This window comes from Nocardiopsis sp. iso_237 (assembly GCF_056173345.1).
In genome coordinates, this window is record NZ_CM149669.1 from 4,300,759 (window position 1) to 4,323,321 (window position 22,563).

The 22,563-nt window shown below is 71.7% G+C and carries 17 protein-coding genes; 9 read left to right on the plus strand and 8 right to left on the minus strand.

All coding sequences use genetic code 11. From position 1 onward, the window contains the following. The first annotated feature begins 82 nt into the window (after window positions 1-82). The gene (locus AC0VYM_RS19580) at window positions 83-1,513 is read left to right on the plus strand and encodes a WGR domain-containing protein (protein WP_475454272.1); all 1,431 of its coding nucleotides are present in this window, start codon (window positions 83-85) and stop codon (window positions 1,511-1,513) included. A 56-nt stretch (window positions 1,514-1,569) separates the two neighbouring features. On the opposite strand, the gene AC0VYM_RS19585 is transcribed toward AC0VYM_RS19580, so the two are convergent. Next, window positions 1,570-3,438, minus strand: coding sequence for a hypothetical protein (locus AC0VYM_RS19585; RefSeq protein WP_475454274.1), 1,869 nt, complete (start codon window positions 3,436-3,438; stop codon window positions 1,570-1,572). A 704-nt stretch (window positions 3,439-4,142) separates the two neighbouring features. Further along, complete coding sequence (locus tag AC0VYM_RS19590) at window positions 4,143-4,928, minus strand: class I SAM-dependent methyltransferase (RefSeq protein WP_475454276.1); 786 nt, start codon at window positions 4,926-4,928, stop codon at window positions 4,143-4,145. A gap of 280 nt (window positions 4,929-5,208) precedes the next feature. Here AC0VYM_RS19590 and AC0VYM_RS19595 point away from each other — a divergent pair, with 280 nt between their 5' ends. The 7 genes from AC0VYM_RS19595 to AC0VYM_RS19625 all read left to right on the plus strand — a co-directional run bounded on the left by AC0VYM_RS19595 (window position 5,209) and on the right by AC0VYM_RS19625 (window position 15,230). After that, window positions 5,209-5,820: a hypothetical protein gene (locus tag AC0VYM_RS19595; protein WP_475454278.1), complete on the plus strand. Its 612-nt coding sequence runs from the start codon at window positions 5,209-5,211 to the stop codon at window positions 5,818-5,820. Beyond that, the gene (locus AC0VYM_RS19600; RefSeq protein WP_475454280.1) at window positions 5,817-6,962 is read left to right on the plus strand and encodes a PrsW family intramembrane metalloprotease; all 1,146 of its coding nucleotides are present in this window, start codon (window positions 5,817-5,819) and stop codon (window positions 6,960-6,962) included. The genes AC0VYM_RS19595 and AC0VYM_RS19600 overlap by 4 nt, the downstream gene beginning before the upstream one ends. Before the next feature lie 277 nt (window positions 6,963-7,239). Then, the gene (fxsT, locus tag AC0VYM_RS19605; RefSeq protein ID WP_475454282.1) at window positions 7,240-11,103 is read left to right on the plus strand and encodes an FxSxx-COOH system tetratricopeptide repeat protein; all 3,864 of its coding nucleotides are present in this window, start codon (window positions 7,240-7,242) and stop codon (window positions 11,101-11,103) included. 49 nt (window positions 11,104-11,152) lie between these two features. Beyond that, entirely contained in the window at window positions 11,153-12,217 is a 1,065-nt protein-coding gene (locus AC0VYM_RS19610) for a TIR domain-containing protein (RefSeq protein WP_475454284.1), read from the plus strand. Beyond that, window positions 12,214-13,296, plus strand: coding sequence for an LOG family protein (locus tag AC0VYM_RS19615; RefSeq protein ID WP_475454286.1), 1,083 nt, complete (start codon window positions 12,214-12,216; stop codon window positions 13,294-13,296). Before AC0VYM_RS19610 ends, AC0VYM_RS19615 begins: the two co-directional genes overlap by 4 nt. A 147-nt stretch (window positions 13,297-13,443) precedes the next feature. After that, window positions 13,444-14,685: a helix-turn-helix domain-containing protein gene (locus AC0VYM_RS19620; RefSeq protein ID WP_475454288.1), complete on the plus strand. Its 1,242-nt coding sequence runs from the start codon at window positions 13,444-13,446 to the stop codon at window positions 14,683-14,685. A gap of 107 nt (window positions 14,686-14,792) precedes the next feature. After that, entirely contained in the window at window positions 14,793-15,230 is a 438-nt protein-coding gene (locus AC0VYM_RS19625) for a hypothetical protein (RefSeq protein ID WP_475454290.1), read from the plus strand. Between the two features lie 30 nt (window positions 15,231-15,260). Here the strand turns inward: AC0VYM_RS19625 and AC0VYM_RS19630 are convergent, their stop codons facing one another. The 5 genes from AC0VYM_RS19630 to AC0VYM_RS19650 all read right to left on the minus strand — a co-directional run bounded on the left by AC0VYM_RS19630 (window position 15,261) and on the right by AC0VYM_RS19650 (window position 20,144). After that, entirely contained in the window at window positions 15,261-16,382 is a 1,122-nt protein-coding gene (locus tag AC0VYM_RS19630) for a M20 family metallopeptidase (RefSeq protein WP_475454292.1), read from the minus strand. After that, a complete protein-coding gene (locus AC0VYM_RS19635; RefSeq protein WP_475454294.1) occupies window positions 16,372-17,040 on the minus strand; it encodes a DUF1028 domain-containing protein in 669 nt (222 codons plus the stop codon). Before AC0VYM_RS19635 ends, AC0VYM_RS19630 begins: the two co-directional genes overlap by 11 nt. After that, a complete protein-coding gene (locus AC0VYM_RS19640; protein WP_475454296.1) occupies window positions 17,037-17,459 on the minus strand; it encodes a RidA family protein in 423 nt (140 codons plus the stop codon). The genes AC0VYM_RS19635 and AC0VYM_RS19640 overlap by 4 nt, the downstream gene beginning before the upstream one ends. Window positions 17,460-17,467: 8 nt before the next feature. Continuing rightward, window positions 17,468-18,745 (minus strand): flavin-containing monooxygenase, encoded by a 1,278-nt coding sequence (locus AC0VYM_RS19645; RefSeq protein WP_475454298.1) that lies wholly within the window; start codon window positions 18,743-18,745, stop codon window positions 17,468-17,470. A gap of 82 nt (window positions 18,746-18,827) precedes the next feature. After that, window positions 18,828-20,144 (minus strand): MFS transporter, encoded by a 1,317-nt coding sequence (locus AC0VYM_RS19650; RefSeq protein ID WP_475454300.1) that lies wholly within the window; start codon window positions 20,142-20,144, stop codon window positions 18,828-18,830. Window positions 20,145-20,301: 157 nt separating this feature from the next. On the opposite strand from AC0VYM_RS19650, the gene AC0VYM_RS19655 reads away from it, so the two are divergent. Next, window positions 20,302-21,210, plus strand: coding sequence for a LysR substrate-binding domain-containing protein (locus AC0VYM_RS19655; protein WP_475454302.1), 909 nt, complete (start codon window positions 20,302-20,304; stop codon window positions 21,208-21,210). Between the two features lie 68 nt (window positions 21,211-21,278). Here the strand turns inward: AC0VYM_RS19655 and AC0VYM_RS19660 are convergent, their stop codons facing one another. After that, a complete protein-coding gene (locus tag AC0VYM_RS19660) occupies window positions 21,279-22,499 on the minus strand; it encodes a pyroglutamyl peptidase (protein ID WP_475454304.1) in 1,221 nt (406 codons plus the stop codon). Window positions 22,500-22,563 lie beyond the last annotated feature (64 nt).

The window sequence follows — 22,563 nt, forward strand, 5'->3', positions numbered from 1 at the left end:
TCCCTCGGGAGACCGACTCCCTCTCCCCTGCCCGGCACCCCTCCCCCGGCGTGCCCGGAATCCGATCGTCGAAGGGCCTGCCATGACCAGCACCACCTACCTGGAGCTCTCGGAAGAGGGCGGCGGCGCACACAAGTTCTACGAGGTCTCCATCAACGGCACCGACGTCACCATCCGGTACGGGCGGATCGGGGAGAGCGGTCAGTCGCGCACCGCGAGCCACCCCACCGTCGCCAAGGCCGAGGCCACGGCGGCGCGGAAGATCGCGGAGAAACGGCGCAAGGGCTACGAGCCCGCCGTGGTCGGGGTGCGCAAGCGGCGTGCGGTGACCAGGCGGACGATCGTCAGCCAGCGGTCGACCGCCAACCTGGCCCCGGTGCTGTGGCGGTTCCGCTCGGGCAGCCCCGCCTTCGGCATCTTCGTGGACGACGAGCGCTGCTGGGTCGGCAACGAGCGCGGAGACGTGTACACCCTGTCCCACCAGGGCACCGTCACCGCCCGCTACGGGCTCCCGGACGGTGTCAAGTGCATCGTGGCCGACGACTTCTGGATCTACGCGGGGTGCGACGACGGCAAGGTCTACGACCTGGGCGCGAAGATCCCGCACGTGGCGTACGAGATCTCCGAGGACGTGGACATCTTCTGGCTGGACATCCACGACGGGGTGCTCGGCGTCTCCGACGTCGCCGGACGGATCACCGTGATCGACCACGAGGACGAGTTCCAGTGGTCCCGGCGCAGCTCGGGAAACTCCGCGTGGATGGTCCGCCACGACGAGGCGGGCGTCTACCACGGGCACTCCCGGGGCGTCACGATGTACGACGCGGGCACCGGGGACGAGCGCTGGACGGTGCCGACCAGCGGCGCGGTGCTGTTCGGCTGGCAGGAGGGCGACGAGGTCTTCGCCGCCACGGCACACAACTCCGTGGACCGCATCAGCAAGGAGGGGGTGCACCGCTCCACCTACCGCTGCGACGGGGCGGTCTTCTCCTGCGCGGCCTCCCCGGACGGCCGCTACGTGTTCGCGGGTGACAACCACTCCTCGGTCTACTGCTTCTCCAGGGACGGACGCCGTCTGTGGAAGCTGGCCACCGGATGCGGTTCGGCCTACTCGATGCAGTTCCACCAGGACCGCCTGTACATCGTCACCACCGACGGCTCGCTGGCCTGCGTCGACGCCTCCGAGGAGGCGATCCTGGCGGCCGAGCGCGGCACCGTCCCGGAGCCGGTCAGCGTCAAGGCCCCCTCCTGGGACGCGGTCACCCCCGCCACCGAGCTGGAGACGGTGCGCTCCAGCGAGCTCGTGGACGACGACGGGATCATCGTCGAGTGCGTGGACGACGGCGGCCGCCTGCGGATCCGTGTGGTCTCCGAGGGCTTCGACCCGACCCTTCGGGTGCAGTTCCCCAAGGACATCCGGCGTGCCGGCGCCCGCTACGTCGTGAGCGAGGTGCTCACCTCCGGCAGCGGCGGCTTCTACCGCGTCAGAGGCGACATCCGCCGCCTCGGCTAGACCGCGGACTCCCGGGGCCCGTGTCACACGGGTCCCGGGAGCGGGCGCACGTTCCGTTAGGCGGCGTCGGGGTTCTCCCCGGTGTCCTCGTGCGTGATCCCGGGCAGGAGGGGTTCCTCCCTGCTCAGGGGGACCCTGTGCATCCCATCCACCTCGGGCCCGTCGTTGTCCAGGATGATGACCTGCGGAGTGGCCCGGCCCAGTTCCTCTCCCGTCCTCAGGATGTCCACGAGTTTGACCACGGCCGAGAGGATCCGGTCGGTGAACTCCTTGTCCACCTCGTTCCCACCGATGTTCTTGGTGGGTGAGTCGAGGATGAGCAGCTGTGGCAGCGAGGACGCGTGCGCCACGGAACCGTAGGCGAGCAGCGCGAGGCTGTAGGCGGCGTTCACCGCCGCGACGGTGCCCCCGCCGAGATCGGAGAAGCCCTGCCCGTCGACCACCGGCAAGTAGGTCTTTCGGTCCACATGGGCCCGGCCCGCGAACCAGGGAGGAGCGAATCCTTCGATGGTGGCCAGGAACTCCTCGTCGAGGTCGCTCAGCCCCGAGCGGTTCTCGGCCACCCGTTGGTCCACACCGTCCAACTCGTCCTGGAGCTCCTCGATCTCACCCCTGGCCGTCAGGATGTCGGACTCCAGTTCCTGCCAACGAACGTAGTGGGCCTGGAGCTGACCGAGCGAGACCAACCGTTCCTCCAGGCCCGCCTGGGCCCGAACGAGTTCCGCGATCTTCCCACGCAGCGGTACCAGTTCCGCGCCGTCGTGGCGTGAGAGTTCCGCCTCGGCCTCCTGGGCGCGTGCGACAGCCGCGTCGACGGTCGCGGACGCGGACGCGGCCCGCTCCTCCGCTCGGGACAGGGCACCGCGCACGCGTTCGAGCTCCGCTCGGGGAGCGTGTGCTCCGGCCGACTTCCGAGCCGATTCCGCCGCCTGGAGACACAGGTGACAGTGGCCGTCGGGGACCACCCTGTCGAGCCCCTGCTGACAGGCGGGGCAGGAGCCCGTCCCTGGCGGGTGGGCCCCACGGTTCAGATCAGCGAGACGGTCCATCAGCTTCCGCACGTCGGAACAGGCCTCGCGGTGCTCGACCGTGGCCCTGACATAGCGGGCGTGGGTCTCCTCCACGAGCAGACGGAGCGATGCGGCCCCGCGCAGCACCTCGGCCTCACGGGCGCGCAGTGGTTCGAGTTCGGCGTTGACCGCGGCGATCTGGGCGCGCGCCTCCTCCGTGAGTCGTCGCGCCTCTCCCGGGAGGGGTGCGTCGACGTTCTCGAAGTGCTCCCTGATCGCGGACAGTTCGCGTTGACGCTGGTCTCGGTGTTTCCTGCTCTCCTTCATCCGTGCCTGGAGCACCTGCTTGACCGGTTCGCTCAGGCCCAGCAGGAGTTCGAAGAGTTCTCTGCGCACCGTGTTGGAGGACATGACGACGTGCTGGTCCATGGCCCCCTGGGAGCGACAGAGGTAGGGCCAGACCTGGCCGAAGGTGAACCCCTTCTGCCCCAGACTCCGCGCCTGTTCGGGGGCCAGGATGTCCCGGAGTCCACTCCATGCGAGGAGTTCCTCGGACAGGGTGAGCCTCTCGTCCCCGGCACGTCGAACCACCGGAATGGTGCGTTCCAGCCTCCCCTCGGCGTCGAGCAGGTCGACCGTACCCGGACGCCGGGTGGCGCGCCGCAGGGTCACTGGGTTCCCCTGGATCCGCAGCGTGAGTTCCACCTGGGTGAGTTCGCGCTCAGCCGCCAGTTTCCACCTGACACTCTGGCCGAGCGCGAAGGCGATCGCGTCCACCAAGGTCGACTTTCCGGTGTTGACCGGGCCGTGGACGTGGATGATCGAGTGATTCAGGTCGAAATCTCGCGGCTTCGGCCACGAGGCACAGTGCAGGACCAGTTCGAGCAGCCGAAACTCACGATCGTGATTGGGCAAAAGTTCCCTTTCTCCCGCGTCGAGGACACGACCGATCCTTGCACCGGAAAAACCCATCCTCAAGGAATATCCCGCGCTTTATTGTTCTGTTATGAGAATTCATAATACTTACGACAATTAAGCCAAACCAGCCGTAGATAGTGAATGCAGACAGAAGGGGGCCCGTGTCACACGGGCCCCCTGGGAATCAGGCGAATCAGGCAGCCTCTGCGAGGCGGATGACCAGCCCCGACTCAGCGGGGCCGCTCAGGGCTCTGTCAACGCGCGGCGGGCCGTGGCCCGCCCCTGCGGTCCCGGTCTGGCGGCGTGGACGGCGCTGTGCGCGTGGAGTTCACGCATGGCCGCCAGGAAGGCCTCTCGTCCGATCAGTGCGGGCCCACGACGTGGCGCCGCGAGAAGCGACCGGGAGGAAGGAGTCAACGCCCGCATGGCCCAGGGCCCGGGTGACCGGGCCCCGGTTTGCGTTCGGCGTCCTCCACGGCGGTGAAGTGCCGCACGACCCGCTCCAACCGTTGGTCGTCCCCGCCACCCGGGCACGGTGAAGGCGCGCGGCTCGGGGTCGTCGGAGAGCAGGGCGCCACGCCGGGCCGCGATCCAGGCCGGGTGGCGTTCCTCCGCCCCCCGTACCGCGATGGCTCGGCCGTTCCTCCTCCTTCAGGCGCGGACCGAGGGTGGGAGGAGTCGTTCGGCGGAGCGTCGGGCACTCACTCGGGCACGGTGACCCGGATCTTCGACTGCCCGTGCGGGCGCTCCTCCCAGTCCTCCATGAAGCGGGCGCGCAGGCCGTGCCTCTCCGCTAGGGCGACGAGCGTCTCCGTGCGGTAGTAGAAGTCCTCGCGCAGCACGTGGTGCTCGGTGCCCTCCGTGCGGTCGAAGGTGAAGTCGAAGAACCCGCCCGGGGCGAGTACGCGGCCCACGTGGCTCAGGCACTCGTCGATGACCTCGACGGGCGAGTGCGAGAACACGCTGTGGGCGTGGACGACGTCGAAGGAGTCGTCGGGGAGGAAGTCGAAGGTGAGGTCCTGGGTGAGGGTCAGGTGCGGCAGCTTGTGCTGGAGTCCGCGTTCGGCCAGGACCTTCTTGCCCGCGATCAGGATGTCCGGGGAGATGTCGATGCCGTAGTAGCCGCCGGTGTCCAGGTGGTCGATGAACCGCCACCCGGCCCGCAGGTTGCCGCAGCCGATGTCCAGCATCCGGTGGCTGGGCTTGAGGCCGTGCTCGACGAGGTAGTCGAACTGCATCTGGCCCAGCGCGAGCCAGCGCTCCTCGTTGCGGCTGCCGACCGCCGCCTTGGGGTCGCGGGCGGCGTCGGAGGCCATCACCGCACGGTAGTAGGAGACGTGATCCCGATGGGTGAGGCGCAGACGCAGGTCCCGCGCGGACCGCAGCACGTAGGGCGCTATCCGGCCCGGGTTCCGAAGCGCGTAGCGGATCCGGTGGACCAGGGAGGAACGGTCCGTGGTGAGTTGGTCTTTGCTCTGCTTCGGCATCGGTCGCCCGTGCTCTTCCGTCGGTGGGTGTCACGCTGAAGGTGGCATCCCATCACGGGAGGGCTGATTCGCCAAGGGGGTGCGTGCCGGAAAGTGGGGCCACTTTCGGCCACATCGTCCTCACGGCGTGCGTGGTGGTCCGGGGCATCGGACCGCCCCCACTCCCGCTGTCGGTGAAATCAGCGCAAAATCGCGCCAAGTGTCCCACTTTTCACTGTTCGACACCTTTGCGGGTGTTTCGCTGTCCCCAGGACGAACGAACGCGGCGGACGGGGGCACGATGGTGAACGAGCGCGTGGAACTACGCCACGCCAGGGCGCGGGGTCCACGGAGCAACTGGGTCCCACTGGGGGTGTCGGCCGCGGTGGTCGTGGTGCTGACGGGCGGATGGGCGCTGGTGAACGCGGCGCTGCCCGCGTCCGAGGCGGTACCCCCGGGGCAGGCCATGACCCTCGGATCGAGCGAGGGCTACAGGGCCTCGCTCACCTTCGACGAGGGCTGGGAGCTCAACACCGGCTCCAGCACCAGCGACCAGCAGTTCCTCTTCGCGAAGGGGCCGGTCAACCTCCAGGTGAGCGTGGTGGAACCGAACGCGGACGCCGACTCCCAGGAGCTCTGGGACGGCATGCGCGAGACGGTCAGGGTCGGAGACGCCTCGGCCACCCTCGGAGAACCGGAGCCGACCACCTCCGAGGGCGGCGCGGAGGGCCTCACGGGAGACCTGCACATGCAGGAGCACACCGGGGTCGCGACGGTGTTCCCCTCCCCGAACGGCGGCTTCGCCGTGGAGACCCAGGCCATCGGCGCCGAGGCCAGCGCGGCCGACATCGTCGAGGCCGAACGGATAGTCCAGTCGATCCGGTTCGATCAGGACACGGGAGGGACACCATGAGCCACGCACGACCCGAACCCGACGTTCCGTCGACCGTGAGCGGCCAGGTCCCCACGCCCCGGAGCTCCGGCCAGGAGCAGGTGGGAGCCGAGCGCCCGACCCCGCCGCCCCCGGAGCCGCCCGGTCCGCAGCGCGTCTCCGCCCTGGTCGCCACGGTGGCCGTGGCCGTGGTCTGCCTGGGTGGGTTCGTCTACACCCTGACCAGCTTCTTCGGGGCGATACGGGTCTTCCCCACGGAAACGCTGGCCTCCGCCGTCGTGCTGGCCGTGTCCGGTGTGATCGGCTTCTGGATCCTGCGCCGGATCCGCCCGGTCCGGGCACCGAGCGCCACGTTCTCGCTCGTGGCCCTGGTCTGGGGCCTGACCGGGGCGATCGGCCTGGCGCTGTTCTCGAACTCCCAGCTGATGTCGGCGTGGTCCCGGATGGGCGGCGTCGACTTCGGTTCGGCGTGGGGCGCGTCGCTGACCGCACCGCTCAACGAGGAGCTGGTCAAGACCATCGGGGTGGTGCTGATCGCCGTGATGGCGCCGCGCGTGGTGCGCGGCCCCGTCGACGGCTTCGTCATGGGGGCACTGGTGGGGTTGGGCTTCCAGATCGCGGAGGACTTCACCTACGCGCTCAACTCGATCATGATGCAGGGGGCCACGGACGGGGTCACCTCGGTACTCCAGACGCTGTTCCTGCGGGTCGGCCTGACCGGCCTGGGTTCGCACTGGGCGATGTCCGCGATCGCGGGCACTGCGGTCGGGCTGCTGGCCGCCTCGGCCTGGCGTCCCGGAGCGGGCCGGGCCACGGGGGCCCTGCTCCTGTTCCTGTTGGCGATGGGCGTCCACTGGTTCTTCGACGCCCCGGTACTGGTCGGCCTCCTCGGTGTGCTGGTCAAGACGCTGGTGGTGTTCCTGAGCGCGGTGGCCGTGTACTTCGTGGCGCGGCACGCCCACCGCCGCCGGGTCCGCCGCTCCCTGGCCGAACAGGGCGAGGAACTCGGTATGCGCCGGTCCGCGGCGGTGGCCCTGGCCAGTCGGCACGGTCGGCACCGGGAGCTGGGCCGGGTGGCGGCCCCGGAGCGACCCGCCGTCCGCGAACGCCAGGAACAGATGGTGGCCACCGCCGAGGACCGGGCCCTGGAGTACCGGGTCTGAGGCGGCGGGTTCTCGTGAGCCCCCGGCGCGGTGAGGACCGCCCCGGGGGCTTCGCCGTGTCGCCGGTTCTTCTTCAGGCCGACCTCAGCAACAACGGCAACAACGGCCCCTGAATTCACGACTGCCGTTTTCCCGCTCCACCCACCCAGGTTTCCCGGGGTTCCTTCCCGTGAAAAGTGGGAACATCCCCTCTCCCAAGCCGAAAGCCCGTGCGCACGGGACGCACGGGCCTGCGGGAAGGAACGAGAAAAGGAAACTCCATCCCCCCGGAGCCGCGTTGACCAGCAAAGAAATCGGGGACACGAACTCCGCCGCACAGATACTCGTGTTCCATTCGCCCCTGTCGGGAAGCAGCTGCACCACGTCCCTGGCCAACGTGGCCTGGAACATCGCCAGCACCGGTCGGAGTGTCCTGCTCGTCGACTTCAACCTGCACTCCCCCGAGCTGCGCGAGTACTTCTCCCCGCTGTTCGGGCTCCGCGGCGGACGCCCCCAGGGGCTGGTCGACATGATCACCGGCGTCATCGAGGGCTGCCACGCCCCGGGGGCCGACCCCGCCGAGGTGTGCGCGCGCGGCGCCGACCTCAGCGACCAGGTCGAGCACCTGAGCCGGTGGCCGGTCATCCCCGGTGTACCGGAGGGCGAGATCGGCTACCTCGGACCCGGCTCCCACCACGCCGCCCGTCTCACCCAGCTGGACACCATCCACGGTTCCGGGTTCGCCCGGGGCGACCTCTCCACGCGTTTCCTGCGCGAACTCCGGTCCGCGCTGCTGGACAGCGGCTACGACCACGTCCTGGTCGACACCGCCCCCGGCAACGGGCTCCTGGGGCGGCGCTGCGCGGCGGTCCTGGCCGACCAGGTCGCCCTCTGCCTGACCCTCAACACCACCGCCATCCACAAGTCGGCCCGCATCGCCGCCGCGCTGCGCGCCGAGGCCCCGCACGTGCCGGTCCGACCGATCCTGACCCGCGTGGACCTGGAGCTCCCCAACCTGGACGAGCTCCGGGACCGGGCGTACGAGACGTTCGCGTCCTGGGTCGAGGCCTCCCAGGACGACCCGTGGCAGTACTGGGGGCGTGCCGAGATCCCCTACAAGGCGCGGATCGCGGAACGGCTCACCCTGGCGGCCTTCCTCGAACGCACCTGGATGCCCAGCTCCCTGTTCCACGCCTACGAGAGGCTGACCTCCATCCTCACCGGCGGCGCGGTCCCCCGGGGGCGCCACCTCACACAGGAGCAGAGCGAGCAGGTCAAGCTGGTCTTCGAGCAGATCAGGCACGGCGCGGTCGCCTCGGTGATCCTGCTGGCCGACTCCCGGGACCGTTCGTGGGCGGACTGGGTCCAGCCCCAGCTGGAATGGGTCGGCATCCGGGTGGTGCGGCCCCGGACGGACGGCGCGCCGCTGCCCGACACCGGCGGGCAGGGGATCATCATGGTGCTGGTCTCGGCCCACCTGCACGGGTCCACCGCGTTCGGGCTGCTGCACCGTCTGCTGGAGACCGCGCCGCCGCAGGGCGGCAACGGCGCGCACCGGGTGCTGGGGGTGACGATCGACGAGGGCGCCCCGCCGGACGGCTTCCCGGACGCCGAGTGGATCAACCTGCGCATCCGGGAGGAGGAGGACGCCCGCGGCGCCCTGCTGGCCCGGTTCGACCCGAGGTTCCCCAGCCACCGTTCGCGCGGACCCGGGCAGGGGCCCAGCTACCCGGGGGCGCCCAACCCGGAGCTGATCAGCAACGCCCCGCACGGCAACCAGAACTTCAGCGGCCGCGAGGGGTTCCTGGAGCGCCTGCGCGACCTCCTCGGACAGGGGATGGAGGACAAGCCCCCGGTGGTGCTGGTGGGGATGCAGGGCAGCGGGAAGTCGGAGATCGTCCGCGAGTTCGTCCGGCGCTTCCGCAGCGACTACGACCTCATCTGGTGGATCTCGGCGGACCGCCCGGAGAAGGTCGAGTCGTCCCTGGAGGAACTGGCGGCGACCCTGGCCGAACGCTTCCCGAATCACCGCTCCCCCGAGGCCGACCCCGTGCTGTCCGCCCTCCGGACGGGCCGACCGCTCAACCGGTGGCTGCTGGTCTACGACAACGCGGGGCCGCCCGGCGGGCTGGACGCGCTGATCCCCCACGACCACGGACACGTCATCATCACCTCCTACCACCGGGACTGGGAGGCCTACGGTCACCGGCGCTGCCTCCAGGTGGGGCCGTTCAGCGAGGGAGAGGTGGTGGAACTCTTCCGGGACCGCCTCCCGGAGATCGACGCGGAGACGGCGCTGGCCCTCTCACGGCGACTCGGGCACCTGCCCGCCCAGCTGCACCGCGCCCTGGAGTGGCTGAACTCCGGACAGCGGCTGGACGGCCCCGCCGAGGCGGTCGCGGAGTACACGCGGCTGCTCGACGAACGCGAACCCTCGGTGGTCCGGGGCGCGGGCTCCTTCGAGGAGCGGCTGAGCAGCTCCCTCGCCCTGGACGAACTGGAGCAGTACCACCCGGCGAGCCTGTGCCTGATCCGGTTGGCCGCGCACCTGTCACCCGACGGCGTTCCCGAGGACCTGCTCCGTTCGCCGCGCGCCGTCAGCGAGTACACCGAGGCCGACCCGCAGTACCGGACCGGACGGGTCAACTTCAACCACGTCCACTTCCAGCTCACCCGGGTCCTGTTGATGGACTTCGACCGGCAGCTGAAGATGTTCTCGGTGCACCCCGCGGTGCAGGAGGTGGTCCGGGACCGCATCCCCGCCGAGGAGCGCGCCGGGGTCCGCGAGTCCGTGCGGCAGGTGCTGGCCTCCTACGCGCCGCACGACGAGGAGGCGGACGACCCCCGCCACGACCACCGGTACCAGAACCTGCGCTGGCAGATCGTGCCCTCCGAGGCCAGCGTGAGCGGGGACGACGAGGTACGCCGTTGGCTGGTCAACCAGGTGCGCTACCACCACCGCAAGGGCGAGCTGGAGGCGGCGCTGGAGCTGGGCACACCGCTGCTGCGGGCCTGGACCGACGCCTTCGGTGAGCGCGACCGGCTCCGTCTGCACCTGGCCACCCAGCTGGCCAACGTCCACCGCTCGCGCGGCGAACACCGCGAGGCGGGGCGGCTGAACGGACGGACCCTCGAACTCCAGCGGGAGGTCCTGGGCGAGCGGCACCCGTTCACGCTGCTCACGCGGCGGGGCATGGGCGCGGACCTGCGGGCGCTGGGCCGGTTCGCGTCAGCCCTCGAACACGACCGGGAGACCTACTCCGCCTACCTGGCCGGTCGCGGTCCCCACCACCAGCACACCCTGCTGGCCGAGCACAACCTGGCGCTGTCGCTGTCGGCGGCCGGGGACTACGCGCAGGCCCTGCGTGTCGGTGAGGGGGCGCACCGGGTCACCAGGGAGATCCTGGGCCACCGTCACCCCTACACCTGGATCCTGTCCTCGGCGACCGCGACCTACCGTCGCCGCACGGGCGAGTACGTGATGGCGCACCGGCAGATCCACCAGGCCGCGCAGATGCTGCGCCGCACCATCGGTGAGCTGTCCTCCCACACACTGCACGCCCGCAAGGAACTGGCGGTGAACGAACGGCTGGTGGGCGACCCCGAGCAGGCGCTGGAGCGGATCCGCCGCACGCACGAACAGCACCGGGGCGAGTACGGGGACGAGCACCCCCGCAGCCTCGCGATGGCCCTGGAAGTGGCGGCCTGCCTGGCCGCCGCCGACCGCTACGACCTGGCGCTCCGCCAGGCCCGTACGTGCGTCGACGGCTACACGGGCGTGTTCGGTCCGGACCACCCCTTCACCCTCGTGGCCAGGGCCAACCTGGCCGCCTACGCCTGCCGCACCGGGTACGTCCAGGAGGCGGAGACCCAGGCCCGGCGGGCGCACGAGGGGCTGCGCGCCGACCCCCAGGTGGGCGAGGTGCACCCCCTGTCGCTCGGCGCGGCGGTCAACCTGGCCAACGCCCTGGTGGCCAAGGGGGAGATCAGCGAGGCCGTGGCGTTGGACGTGCGCACCCAGGAGGAACTCCACCAGGTGTGCGGCACCCAGCACCCGCACTACGAGCTCGCCTACGCCAACTACCTGAACAGCACCGCCCGGCACATGGGCGACTCGGTCAGCGAACGCGGACACATCGACCTGGAGGTGCCGGAGATCTGAGCGCGGACACCGGTGACGGGACGGGACCGGCGGGGAGCAGGGGGTCCGAGTGGAGGTGACGGGGGTGGAGACGGCCGGGACGGAGGGCACCGGGGCGGGCGGGACCAGCGCCTTCTTCACGAGCTACGGCGGTCGCAGGGCCGACCGGGAACACGTGCTGCGCTTCCACGCGGACCTGGAGGGCATGGTCCGGCTGCACACCGACGACCACGCCTTCGGCGCGACCGGGCCGACCCTGGAACCGGGCGGCGGCTGGCGCTCCGAACTGCTCCGGCACTGCGCCACCACCCGCACCCTGGTGGTCCTGCTGAGCGAGACCCACCTCAACAGCGCCTGGTGCGCCCGGGAGTGGTGGATCGTGGAGGAGCGGATCCGACGTTTCCGGAACGACGGCGCCCCGCCCCACCACATCCTGCCGCTGGTGTGGCAGCCACTCAGCGGACCGCTCCCCCGCGTGGTGCGGGAGCGCCAGCGGCTGGACTGGGTGGGCGTCCCCGGGCACGCGGACGCCGGGGTCCTGGAGCTGATGCTCACGGACCCGGCCGCCTACCGGGCCCTGTGTTACCGGATCGGCGCGCTGGTGGCCCGCTCCTCGGCCGCCGCGCTTCCGCCCCTGCCCGAGGCCGTCGCCCGGGAGGCGGTCCCCGCCTGGGACGCGGTGGCCCGGAGGGCGGGAGGAGACCCGGACGGACCTCCTCCCTGTCTGGAGGAGGCCGCTCCGCCCGAGGGGCCCGACGGGCCCGAGGATCAGGACCCGCGCGGGTCGGTCGGTGAGCGGGCCGTCCGTGTGCTGCTCACGGTCCCCGCGTTGGACGATCCCGCCTGTTGGGCGGCGTTCCTGCGCAGGCTCGGGGAGCTCCGCCGGGACCGGGCCCTCAACCCCCTGTACTGGCGGGTCACCGTTCCCGCCGCCGAGCGCCACGACCGCCTCGTGTCCCACCTGCGGGCCCAGCACCCCGACTCCCACGCCCTCGCCTGGCTCGCCCGGGCCGTCTCCGAGACCGCCGGTGACCCCGACGCGGCGACGGCGCTGCGCGCCCTCCTCCCCCAGGACCGGCCCTCCGTGGAGGACCACCCGACCGACCCTCCCCGCACCGTGACGGAGGCCCCGTGAAGCAGGCACCAGCCCCAGCGAGACGGCCGCGGATCGCCGTGGTCGGCAGCGTCGACGCCTCCCGCGAGTACGAACCGCCCCTGAGCGCCACCGACCAGGTGCGCGAGGCCTGCCACGAGCTCGGCCGTGAACTGGCCCTGGCCGGGTACGACCTCGTGGTCTTCGCCGACGACGAGCACTACGTCGAGACGCTGGTCGCGCGCGGGTACGCGGCGGCCTCCGCGCCCGACTCCCAGATCATCGCCCATCCGCCCCGGCACCAGGACTACGCGCCCGACCTGCCCGAGGGGTCGCGGGTGCGTGTGACCACGGTCCGCGACACCGGCGCGGAGTGGGAGGTGCCGTACTACCGGACGCTGTTCGAGGTGGACGGGATCGTACTGGCCGGGGGCGGTCGGTCCACCCGGGTCACCGGGGTCGTCGCGCTGGCCCACGGCGTCCCCGTGGTGCCGCTGGCGGTGTTCGGCGGGGCGGCACGGCAGGTGTGGGTGTACCTGGACGGATCCGGTGACCACGTGGACCGCGAGGACGTGCGCGCCCTGGGCGAGTCGTGGTCGTCCGGATCGGCCCGACGGATGGCGGAGGTGCTGCGCCGCCAGATGGAGCGTCGGGCCGAGAGCCGCCGCCGCGAGGAGCGGGCCCGGCGGTGGGGTCGCTGGCGTGAGTCGGCCGGGTTGGTCTCCGCGATCCTGCTGCTGCTGGCCGCGCTGGCGTCGATCGTGCTGGCCGGAGGCCCCGGGCCGACCGACCCGACCAGTCTGTCCCTGTTGTTGGCCGGTCCGATGTGCGCGGCCGTGTCGGGTGCGCTGATCAGGGACTCGTTCGGTCGGACCCCCTCCGCGCTGCGCGCCTGCGCGCGCGGACTCGGCGCTGGGGCGGTCTCGGTCCTGCTGTACGTGGCGGCCCAGCTGCTGACCGTCCCGGAGCTGCTGGTGGAGCTGGACGCTCGGCGCCTGCTGTTCTTCGTGGTGCCGGTGGGGTTCACCGCGGGGTTCACCTTCGACCTCGTCTTCGAGCGTCTGCGCAGCCCCGGCGGACCCCAGGTGGCTCCCCTTCCCTCCGTCAGCACACGCAACTGAGCGGCGTCGTCCCAGTTCGGAGGGGGCCCGACCGGGCCATACGCGGTGGACGGGGCCCGACCGGGGGAGGTGGCCCGGTTTCCGCCCTGGGGTCGGGAACCGGCTCGTAGCCTGGTCTCCGCGACTCCCCCAGGGAAGGACGACCCGATGCCCGTGGACGGCACCCCGGACCCGTACGAGGTCGAGATCCCCTTCGGTACCCGTCTCAAGCTGAACCGCACCAGGAGAGGCCTGACCAGGGAGGTGCTGGGTGGTCTCGTGGGTCGTTCGGCGTCGTGGGTCAAGGCCGTGGAGACCGGGCGGCTGGGCACCCCCAAACTCCCGATCCTGCTGCGCCTGGTGGAGGCGCTGCGCATCCGCGACCTGGCCGAACTCACCGGAGAGCAGTCCGTACCCGTGGAGCTGTTCACCGGACCGGGGCACACACTGCTGCCGCGTGTCCGCGCGTCGGTCAACGCCCTGACGCTGGGCGACGACCGGCCCGCTCCCACCGTGGAGCGGCTGCGCGCCCGGCTGGCGGCGGCCTGGCGGGCCCGGCACTCGGCGCCCCACCACCGCGACGTGGTGGGGCGGCTGCTCCCCGCGCTCTTCGAGGACGCCCAGCGGGCGGTCCGGCGGGCCGAGGACGCCACCGCCCGGCGCGCGGCGCGGTCGGTGCTGTCGGAGGTGTGCTCGCTGGCGCAGTTCTTCATCGCTTACCAGCCCGCGCAGAGCCTCCTGTGGCGGGTGGCCGAACGCGGCATGGTCGCCGCCCAGGAGGCGGAGGACCCGCACGCCCTGGGTGTGGCGGCCTGGCTGCTGGCGCAGGCGCACCGGGACGCGGGTGACTGGGAGGCGGCGGACGCGGTGACCGAGGACGCCAGCCGCCACCTGGTGCGCCACCTGCCCGACGGCGACCGTGACGTGCTCGCGGTGTGGGGCGCGCTGCGGTTCGAGGCGGGGTACACGGCGGCGCGGCGCGGACAGGCGGGGACGGCCTGGCGGCACTGGGACACCGCCCGGAAGGCCGCCGAGCGGCTGCCCGCCTCCTACTACCACCCGATGACCTCGTTCTCCCGGCCGGTGATCGCGGCGCACGCGGTGACCGTGGCGGTGGAGCTGCGCAGCGGGCACGAGGCGGTCCGCCAGGCGGGTCGGGCCCCGGCGGAGGCGATCCCGTCGCGGCCGCGCGGGGCCCGGCACCGGATCGAGCAGGCCCGCGCCCACCACCTGGCCGGGCAGCGGGACGAGGCTCTGCGGGTATTGGCGGCGGCGCACGCGGCGGCTCCGGAGACCGTCCGGTACAACGGGTTCGCCCGCCGCATGGTGTTGGAGGAACTGGAGTCGCGCGATCCCCGGCGCCGCGACGGGGCGGGGGGCCTGGCCGAACGGATCGGGCTGCTGGGATGAGCGGAGCGCACGGCCCCGACACGAGGGGCACAAACTGTACCCTTCGAACCCACCTGGATACCTAGAGTGACCCCATGTCAGATCCCCGACCAGTGCGAGGGGGCGTCGTGAGCGACGCCGCCGTCATCGTGGTCGAGGACCGGTCGACCCTGGAGGCGTGGGCGCGCGCCATGCGCGCGACGGTCGTGCCCGTGGCCGAGAACTGGTGGTCGATCACCTACCAGGCCGAGGCCGACCTGCCCGGCGGCGTCCGGGTGCGCTGCCGCTACCTGTACGAGATCCCGCGCCAGGCCGCCCTGCGTCGCTGGAAGCGCACGTACGTGGTGGGCCTGGTGCACGGCGACGGCCGGTCGCGCTGCCACCACGTGCGCCAGGTGATCCCGGTGGGCGACACCGAGCCCGAGGAACGGCACCGCGCGGAGCTGATCGCCTCGGCCCTGGTCGCCACCGAGCGGCACGGCGCGTGCGGCGCGAGCGTCGGCAACCTGGAGGTGTACGTGGTGGAGCGGGCCACCCTGTGGAAGCCCGGGGTGGCCCGCTACTGACGGTCCGCCCCGCGCCGGGGCGGCCCGTGTCTAGGAGAAGTACTCGTGGGCGGTCCGCGCGAGCAGCGTGGCGCCGTCCCCGATGACCCGGTTGGCGGCCTCCCCCACGCACACGGCGGCGAACTCCGGCTGGTGGTTGCTGACCGGGAAGCAGTCCAGGCCGATGTAGGGGTGGATGGCGGGCACGTGCTGGGAGACGTTGCCCATGTCGGTCGAGGCGCGGTTCATCGTCTGGTGTTCCACCGGAGCGTCGAACCTGCGGCCGATCGCCAGGGCGTGGCGCGTGTAGATCTCCAGGGCGCGTTCGTCCGTGCGGAACTCGGAGTAGGGCTGGGACTCGGACGTGAACTCCAGCTCGGTGTCGGTCGCCAGCGCCCCCGCCTCGAAGCACCGCTCCACCCGTGCCCGCAGCGGCTCCAGCTCGGCCAGGGTCCGGGCCCGGGTGTACCAGCGGCCCTCCGTGACACCGGGGATGGCGTTGGGCGCCTCGCCACCGACCGTCTGGATGCCGTGGACCCGGGTGGCGGGCGGCAGCTGCTGCCGCAGCAGCCCCAGGGCGACCTGGGAGATGACGAACGCGTCGTTGGCGTTACGGCCCTCGTGCGGGTAGGCGGCGGCGTGGGCGGTCCGCCCCGTGAACCGGACGTGGTCGTGGGCGACCGCGTACGGCTCGGCCCGGGGCGCGTCCACCGGCCCCGGATGGGCCATGAGCGCCAGGTCCAGTCCGTGGAAGGCGCCCGCGTCCAGCAGCTCGACCTTGCCCCCGCCACCCTCCTCGGCCGGGGCGCCGACCACCTCGACCGTGAGGTCGAGCTGGTCCGCCCACGGCCGGAGGGCGATCGCGGCGCCCGCCGACATCGCGGCGATGAGGTTGTGCCCGCACGCGTGGCCGAGGCCGGGCAGCGCGTCGTACTCCACGACCAGCCCGACCCGGCGGCTTCCCGATCCGTAGGAGGCGTGTACCGCCGTGGGGAAGCCGAGGTAGGAGGGGGTCACCTCGAAGCCGAACTCGTCGAGCAGTTCGGCCGTCCACGCGGCGGCGCGGTGTTCCCGCCAGGCGGTCTCCGGGTGCGCGTGCAGCGCCTCGGAGTAGGCGATCAGCCGCGCGAGCTGATCGGAGACATCGGGCGGGCGGTGCGTCTCAGCGGTCATCGCCGGGCACCCCGTATCCGGGTGAGGCGGCCGGGTCCAGGCCGCGCTGGACGTAGTCGTCGCGCTGGGGCAGCCAGACGTCGAGCAGTCGGCCCAGCGCCTGGACCGGCTCCTCCTGCCAGTCCACCCGGAGGTCCGTGTCGCGCCAGCCGTGGCCGGAGACGGTGGACAGCCCCGCCGAGTACACCGGACCGGCCTCGCCGCCCGCGGCCAGGGCGGCCGAGAGCGCGGTGAGCAGACGCTCCTCCAGCTCTCCCCCGGCGGAGGCGAAGGTCTCGCACATGATCGCGGGGAGGTCCGCGCGGGAGAGCATGTTCCCGGCGGCGGCGCAGTGCGGCCCGGTGGCCGCACCGTGCACGCCGAGGGTGAGGCCGCCGCTGAAGGTCGCCGCCGCACCCGAGGCGTCCACCACGGTGAGCTGGCGGAAGTCGGCGTTCGGCGTGTTCCCGACGACCTCCTCCAGGGCCGCCTCGGGGCCTCTTCCCGCCTCCAACCGGTCCAGCAGGGCCGCGCCCAGCCGGGGGTCGGTGATGTTCTGCGACGCGACGGCGCCGACGGAGTCCCGCAGGTGGACGACGCGCGCCGCGACCGCCGGTGAGGAGGACACCGCCGCGACGCCGAACCTGCCGTCCTGGTGTGCCGCGATGGAGAAGGTCACTCCCGGCCTCCCGAGATCACGGCGGTGGCGTCGATCTCCACCAGCCACTCCGGCCGGGCCAGCGCCTGGACGACGATCCCGGTGGAGACGGGGTGGACGCCCTTGAGCCAGCGCCCCATCTCCCGGTACACGTCCTCTCGGTAGCGCGGGTCGACGAGGTAGACCGTCACCTTGACGATGTCCCGGAGGCCGCTGCCCGCCTCACGCAGGAGGAGGTCGATGTTGGCCATGGCCTTCTCGGTCTGCGCGCGGACGTCGCCGACGCCCACGGACTCGCGGGTGTCCAGGTCCTGGCCGATCTGGCCGCGCAGGTAGACGACTCCCCCGGCGACGACGGCCTGGCAGAGGTCGTTGTCGAGGTTCTGCTCGGGGTAGGTGTCCCTGGTGTTGAACTTGCGGATGCGGGTGTGCGTGGTCATGGGTGCTCTCACCTCTGGACGTGGGTCAGGCGCGGGTGGGCGTCGTTGTGTTCCATGTATCCCCTCTGGATGGAGATCTGGTCGGCCACGTAGCTCGCGTCGTGCCAGGCGCCCCAGAGGAAGCTCGATCCCCGGCGCGACTGCCAGGGCAGCCCCACGAAGTAGACGCCGGGCTCGCCGGAGACCCCTCGCTGGTGCCGGGGCCTGCCGTGTTCGTCGCAGGCGTTCGCGGGCAGCCAGCCGTAGTCGGCGGTGAAGCCGGTGGCCCACACGACCGAGGTGACCCCGGCGGCGGCGAGGTCGAGTTCGCGGACGGGGTCGGTCACCGAGGCCGGGAGGTCCCCCAGGACCCTGGCCTCCGGCTCCTCCGGCAGGTCGAGGCCGTTGCGGGCGACGTAGGCGTCGGCCTCGTCCAGCAGCGACAGGTAGTTGGCGTCGCCACCGGCGATGTTGTCGCGCAGGTCGGGGGCGAAGCGGACGGTGCCGCCGTCGTGGGCCTCGGTCCGGCCGACGAGGGTGACGCCCCGCTCCGCCAGGGCACGGAAGTCCACGGTGTGGCCTCCGTGCGCGCCGCTGACCGCGATCGTCACGTGCTCGGCGCCCTGGGGCGGGGTCGAGGCCTCCCACTTGCCGAGCACGCCCAGCCACCAGACGAAGTCGTGTCCCCGGTACCGGCGCGGGGGACGGTCGTGCGGACCGACGGAGAGGTACACCGAGCGTCCGGAGGCGCGGAGTTCGTCCGCGATCTGAACTCCCGACGACCCGGCCCCGACCACGAGGACGCCGCCCTCGGGCAGCTGCGCGGGGTTGCGGTAACCGCTGGAGTGGATCTGCGCCGGGACCTGCCCCTCGGGGACGATGTCCGGGATCACCGGGCGCTGGAACGGTCCGGTGGCGGCCACGACGTAACGCGCGTCGTAGTCGCCGCCGGAGGTCTCCACGCGAAAGCCCCGGCGGCCCTCGTGCCTGCGCACCGAGGTCACCTCGACCCCGCAGCGCAGCGGGGCGCCGATCATCTCCGCGTAGGCGGTGAGGTAGTCCGCCACCTGTTCCTTCGTGGCGAAGTCCTCGGGGCCGAGGCCGTCGAACTCCATGCCGGGGAACCGGTCGTGCCAGACGGGCCCGTTGGTGACCAGCGAGTCCCACCGCTCCGAACGCCAGCGCTCCGCGACGCGGTGCCGTTCGAGGACGACGTGCGGAATCCGGCGGTCGCGCAGGTGCTCGCTCATCGCGATCCCGGCCTGCCCCCCTCCGACGACGACGGCTTCGATCTCCTCAACGGACATACTGCTCTCCACTCCCATGGACGGTTGCGAGGTACGGGGGGGGCTCGTCGGCGCGAGCCCCGGGCACGGGGCCGGGAACGGGTCAGACCCGCGCGCGGTCGCTCTCGTGCAGAAGGTCGGAGCCCCTGGTCTCGGGCATGGTCCGCAGGGTGACGGCGCCGATGACGCCGATCACGATCATCGTGAAGCCGGGGACCATGGAGCTGCCCGTGAGCGAGATCAGCCAGGTCATCAGGTACGGCAGGGTTCCCGCGAAGAAGGCGCCCGCCACGCTGTAGGCCATGGACAGTCCGCTCTGCCGGGTCCGGGTCGGGAAGAGCTCCGCCACGGTCGACGCGTGCGTGCCGAGGATGATCGCCAGGATCACCGCCAGCCCGAAGGTGGCGAGGAAGGCCGCCCACGACGTGTTCGCCTGCATCAGCAGGAAGAGGGGCACCGCGCCGATGATCATCGCGCCAGCGGCGGTGTACAGCACCGGCTTGCGGCCCACCCGGTCGGAGATCATGCCCGACAGCGGGATCACGCCCATGGCGACCACCGAGGCCGCGGCGGAGAGCAGGGCCGCCCGGTCGGCCGGGACCCCCACGATCTCCTCCTGGTAGGTGATCAGGTACACGAGGACGATGTAGAAGGTCGAGTTCATGAAGGTCTCGATGCCCACGGTCTGGAGGAACTGCTTCCCGTTGGAGCGGAACACCTCCACGACCGGCTGGCTCGGGACGTTGTTCATGTCCTCCAGCGCGCGGTACTCGGGCGTGTCCTCGATCTTCAGGCGGATGTAGAGGCCGACCGCCGCCATGGGCACCGTCAGCAGGAAGGGGATCCGCCAGGCCCAGTCGAGGACGACCTCGGCCGGGAAGGCCGCGTGGAGCGCCCACACCGCGAACGACGCGCACAGGAAGCCGCCGACCGAGCCGAACTCGATCCACGAGCACCCGAAGCCGCGCCGCTTGGGCGGCGAGAACTCCGCGAGGAAGGCGGCGGCGCTGCCGAACTCCCCGCCCGCCGCGAGTCCCTGGATGACGCGGGCGACCACGAGCAGGATCGGCGCGAGGACGCCGACGGAGTCGTAGGTGGGCAGCAGCCCGAGCATGAGCGTGCCCGCCGCCATCGAGATGATGACGATCGAGAGGGTGGTCTTGCGTCCGAAGCGGTCTCCGAGGTGGCCGAACAGCACCGAGCCGAGCGGGCGGACGAAGAACGCCACGGCGAAGACCGCGAACACCGAGAGCAGTCCGGTCGTGCCGTCCTGCTCGGGGAAGAAGACCTTGGCCATCGTGGTGGCCAGATACGCGTAGACGGCCCAGTCGAACCAGTGGACGAAGACGCCCACCGCTCCGGCGAAGACGCTGCGCCGCAGGTCCTTCCGGTCCACTGAATCCGGGGTCGCACCGGTCATCTCGCCTCCTGGGGACGGTTCTCAAGGCACGGACGGGCCCGGGGGACGCCCTGCCTGTGGCCTGGGTCACGAGTATCGGGGCGCGGAGTACGATCTGTACAACACATAGATCTGAACTTCACCATCAGAAAAACTGATAACCGGGAGTGGGACGGGCATGTCGGACGTGAGCCTGCGACAACTGGAGTACCTGACGGCCGTCGCGCGTCGCGGTTCGGTGACCGCCGCCGCGCGGGATCTCTTCGTCTCGCAGTCGGCGGTCTCGACCGCCCTGGCCGAGCTGGAGTCGACCCTGGGCATCACCCTGTTCGTGCGGTCGCAGAAGGGGATGCGGCTCACCACGTCGGGGCAGCGGGCGATCGCCGCCGCCGACAACGTGCTGGCCGGGCTCGACCAGTTCCGGGAGTCCGCCCGACAGGAACGGGAGCAGATCGAGGGCACGCTCACCATCGGCTGCTACGCCACGATCGCGCCGATCCTGCTGCCGAGGGTGATCGCGGAGTTCTCCCGCCGCCACCCCCACGTCCAGCTCTCCTTCGTCGAGGCCGCGCACGAGAGGCTGTTGGACGACCTGCTCAACACGCGGATCGACCTGGCCATCACCTACGACTACAAGCTGGCCTCGGTACGCGCCACGACCGGGGTGACGGCGCTCCCGCTGCGGTCGGACCCCCCGTACGTCCTCGCCCCCGTGGGCGGGGCGGTGAGCGCGAAGGAGCGGCCGGGCCTGGCCGACCTGGCGGCCGAACCGCTGATCCTGTTCGACCTGCCGCCCGGCGGAGAGTACTTCCTGGGCCTGTTCACCCGGGCCGGACTCACCCCGAACGTACGCTTCCGCACGACCAGCTTCGAGATGGTCCGGGCCCTGGTAGCCCGCGGCCTGGGCAACGCGCTGCTCACCCAGCGCACCGTGCTGGAACGCAGCTACGAGGACCTGCCGTACGCCACCCGGGAGCTGGACGTCGAACCCGAGGGGCTCGGGATCGAGATCGTCCAGCTCACCGACCGCGCGCCGATCCGGCGGACCCAGGCCTTCATCGAGGTCTGCCAGGAGGTCGTCGTCTGAGTCCGGACGGGAGTGGGCGCCCCTCCGGGCCCGCCGCACGCGGGCGGGTCCGGAGGGCGATCCAGCCGCTAGCGGATCGAGGCCGCGACGATGTCCTCGACCTGCTGGACGATCGCCGCGCGCTCCTCCTCGAAGGCCGGATCGGTGATGTTTCCACCGGGACCGAGGTTCAGCACCGGGGTGTGGACGTGACCTGCGGGGACATCCCTTTCGGTGGCGTCCCGCAGCAGGGTGTTGCGGTACGCGATCTCGTTGGAGAGGTAGTTCCCTCCGCCGCCGGACCGCGCCTCGGAACCCGGGGTGGGTCCGTCCGGACGCACCACCGGTGTGGTCTCGCCCGCCGGGATCTCGGTCACCTGGGTGTTGTCGACCACGGGGAAGGGTGCCCCGGTGGTCTCCTCTGCGATGGCGGTGCGGTCCAGGGAGGAGTCGGACCACTGGGGTTGGGGGGTGACGGTGGGGACGCCCTCGGGAACGGGGATGATCCCGGGCGTGCCGAGCACCTCGTTGTCCTCGAACCCACCGCGCCAGGCGCCGTTGTGGGCTTCGAGGTCGAACCGTCCCGGCGAGCCCTGGCTGACCGTGATGATCGCGTCGGCGGTCTGGTCACCGGTGTGGAAGGGCAGGAGGGACTGCTCGACCATGCCGTCGGTGAAGTCCCGCCAGCGCACCGGGTAGAGCATCGCCTTGACCACCGCGACGCCGTCGGCGGTCTCCAGCACCGCGCCGTCGAGGGCCAGGGCCGCCGCACCGGAGGGGTTGGCCTGGCGGATGTCGTCGTCGAGGAGGAACGGGTCGAACCCGGTGACGACCACATGGCTGACGTCGGGCTCCCCGGGGACCTCGGCGAAGTCCTCGCCGTTCTGGCCCCGGGAGCGCCGTTCCAGTTCGGCCACGAGTTCGGCGCGCTCCGCCCCGCTCAGCGCGAAGCCGGGGTCCCAACGGTTGAGCGCGGAGGTCATGGCGAGCCTCGCCCAGTAGAGCGGCCGGTCGTCCTCGGCACTCAGGTCCCCCTCGACCTCCCCGGGGGCCTGGACGCGCTCCACCGCGTCCCTCCAGAGCGCGTCCCCGTGGCTCTGGACGATCGCACCCGCACCGTCCAGGTCGGTCGCCCCGCACAGCTCCTCTTCGAAACGGTCCACGGCGGTGTCGAAACCGGACCGGCGGAGGATCTCCTGCGGGACCTCCTGCTCGACCCGTGCCTCCTCGACGGTCGCGCCCTCCTCAGCCACGCAGCCGTCCGCCCGCTCGGCGTGCGCGGGGGCCGCGAGCGCCAGGGCGGGGGCCATGAGGAGTACCGACGCGGCGACACGGGGTCCGGGCCGCCATGGCGGCGCGCCCCCGTTTCCTACG

Bases quoted from the DNA above. Each gene is read 5' to 3' on its own strand.
- AC0VYM_RS19630 (WP_475454292.1), bottom strand. From the start codon at position 16,382: ATGACCGCTGAGACGCACCGCCCGCCCGATGTCTCCGATCAGCTCGCG.
- AC0VYM_RS19620 (WP_475454288.1), top strand. From the start codon at position 13,444: ATGCCCGTGGACGGCACCCCGGACCCGTACGAGGTCGAGATCCCCTTC.
- AC0VYM_RS19595 (WP_475454278.1), top strand. From the start codon at position 5,209: ATGGTGAACGAGCGCGTGGAACTACGCCACGCCAGGGCGCGGGGTCCA.
- AC0VYM_RS19655 (WP_475454302.1), top strand. From the start codon at position 20,302: ATGTCGGACGTGAGCCTGCGACAACTGGAGTACCTGACGGCCGTCGCG.
- AC0VYM_RS19580 (WP_475454272.1), top strand. From the start codon at position 83: ATGACCAGCACCACCTACCTGGAGCTCTCGGAAGAGGGCGGCGGCGCA.
- AC0VYM_RS19600 (WP_475454280.1), top strand. From the start codon at position 5,817: ATGAGCCACGCACGACCCGAACCCGACGTTCCGTCGACCGTGAGCGGC.
- AC0VYM_RS19660 (WP_475454304.1), bottom strand. From the start codon at position 22,499: ATGGCCCCCGCCCTGGCGCTCGCGGCCCCCGCGCACGCCGAGCGGGCG.
- AC0VYM_RS19640 (WP_475454296.1), bottom strand. From the start codon at position 17,459: ATGACCACGCACACCCGCATCCGCAAGTTCAACACCAGGGACACCTAC.
- AC0VYM_RS19645 (WP_475454298.1), bottom strand. From the start codon at position 18,745: ATGTCCGTTGAGGAGATCGAAGCCGTCGTCGTCGGAGGGGGGCAGGCC.
- AC0VYM_RS19590 (WP_475454276.1), bottom strand. From the start codon at position 4,928: ATGCCGAAGCAGAGCAAAGACCAACTCACCACGGACCGTTCCTCCCTG.
- AC0VYM_RS19650 (WP_475454300.1), bottom strand. From the start codon at position 20,144: ATGACCGGTGCGACCCCGGATTCAGTGGACCGGAAGGACCTGCGGCGC.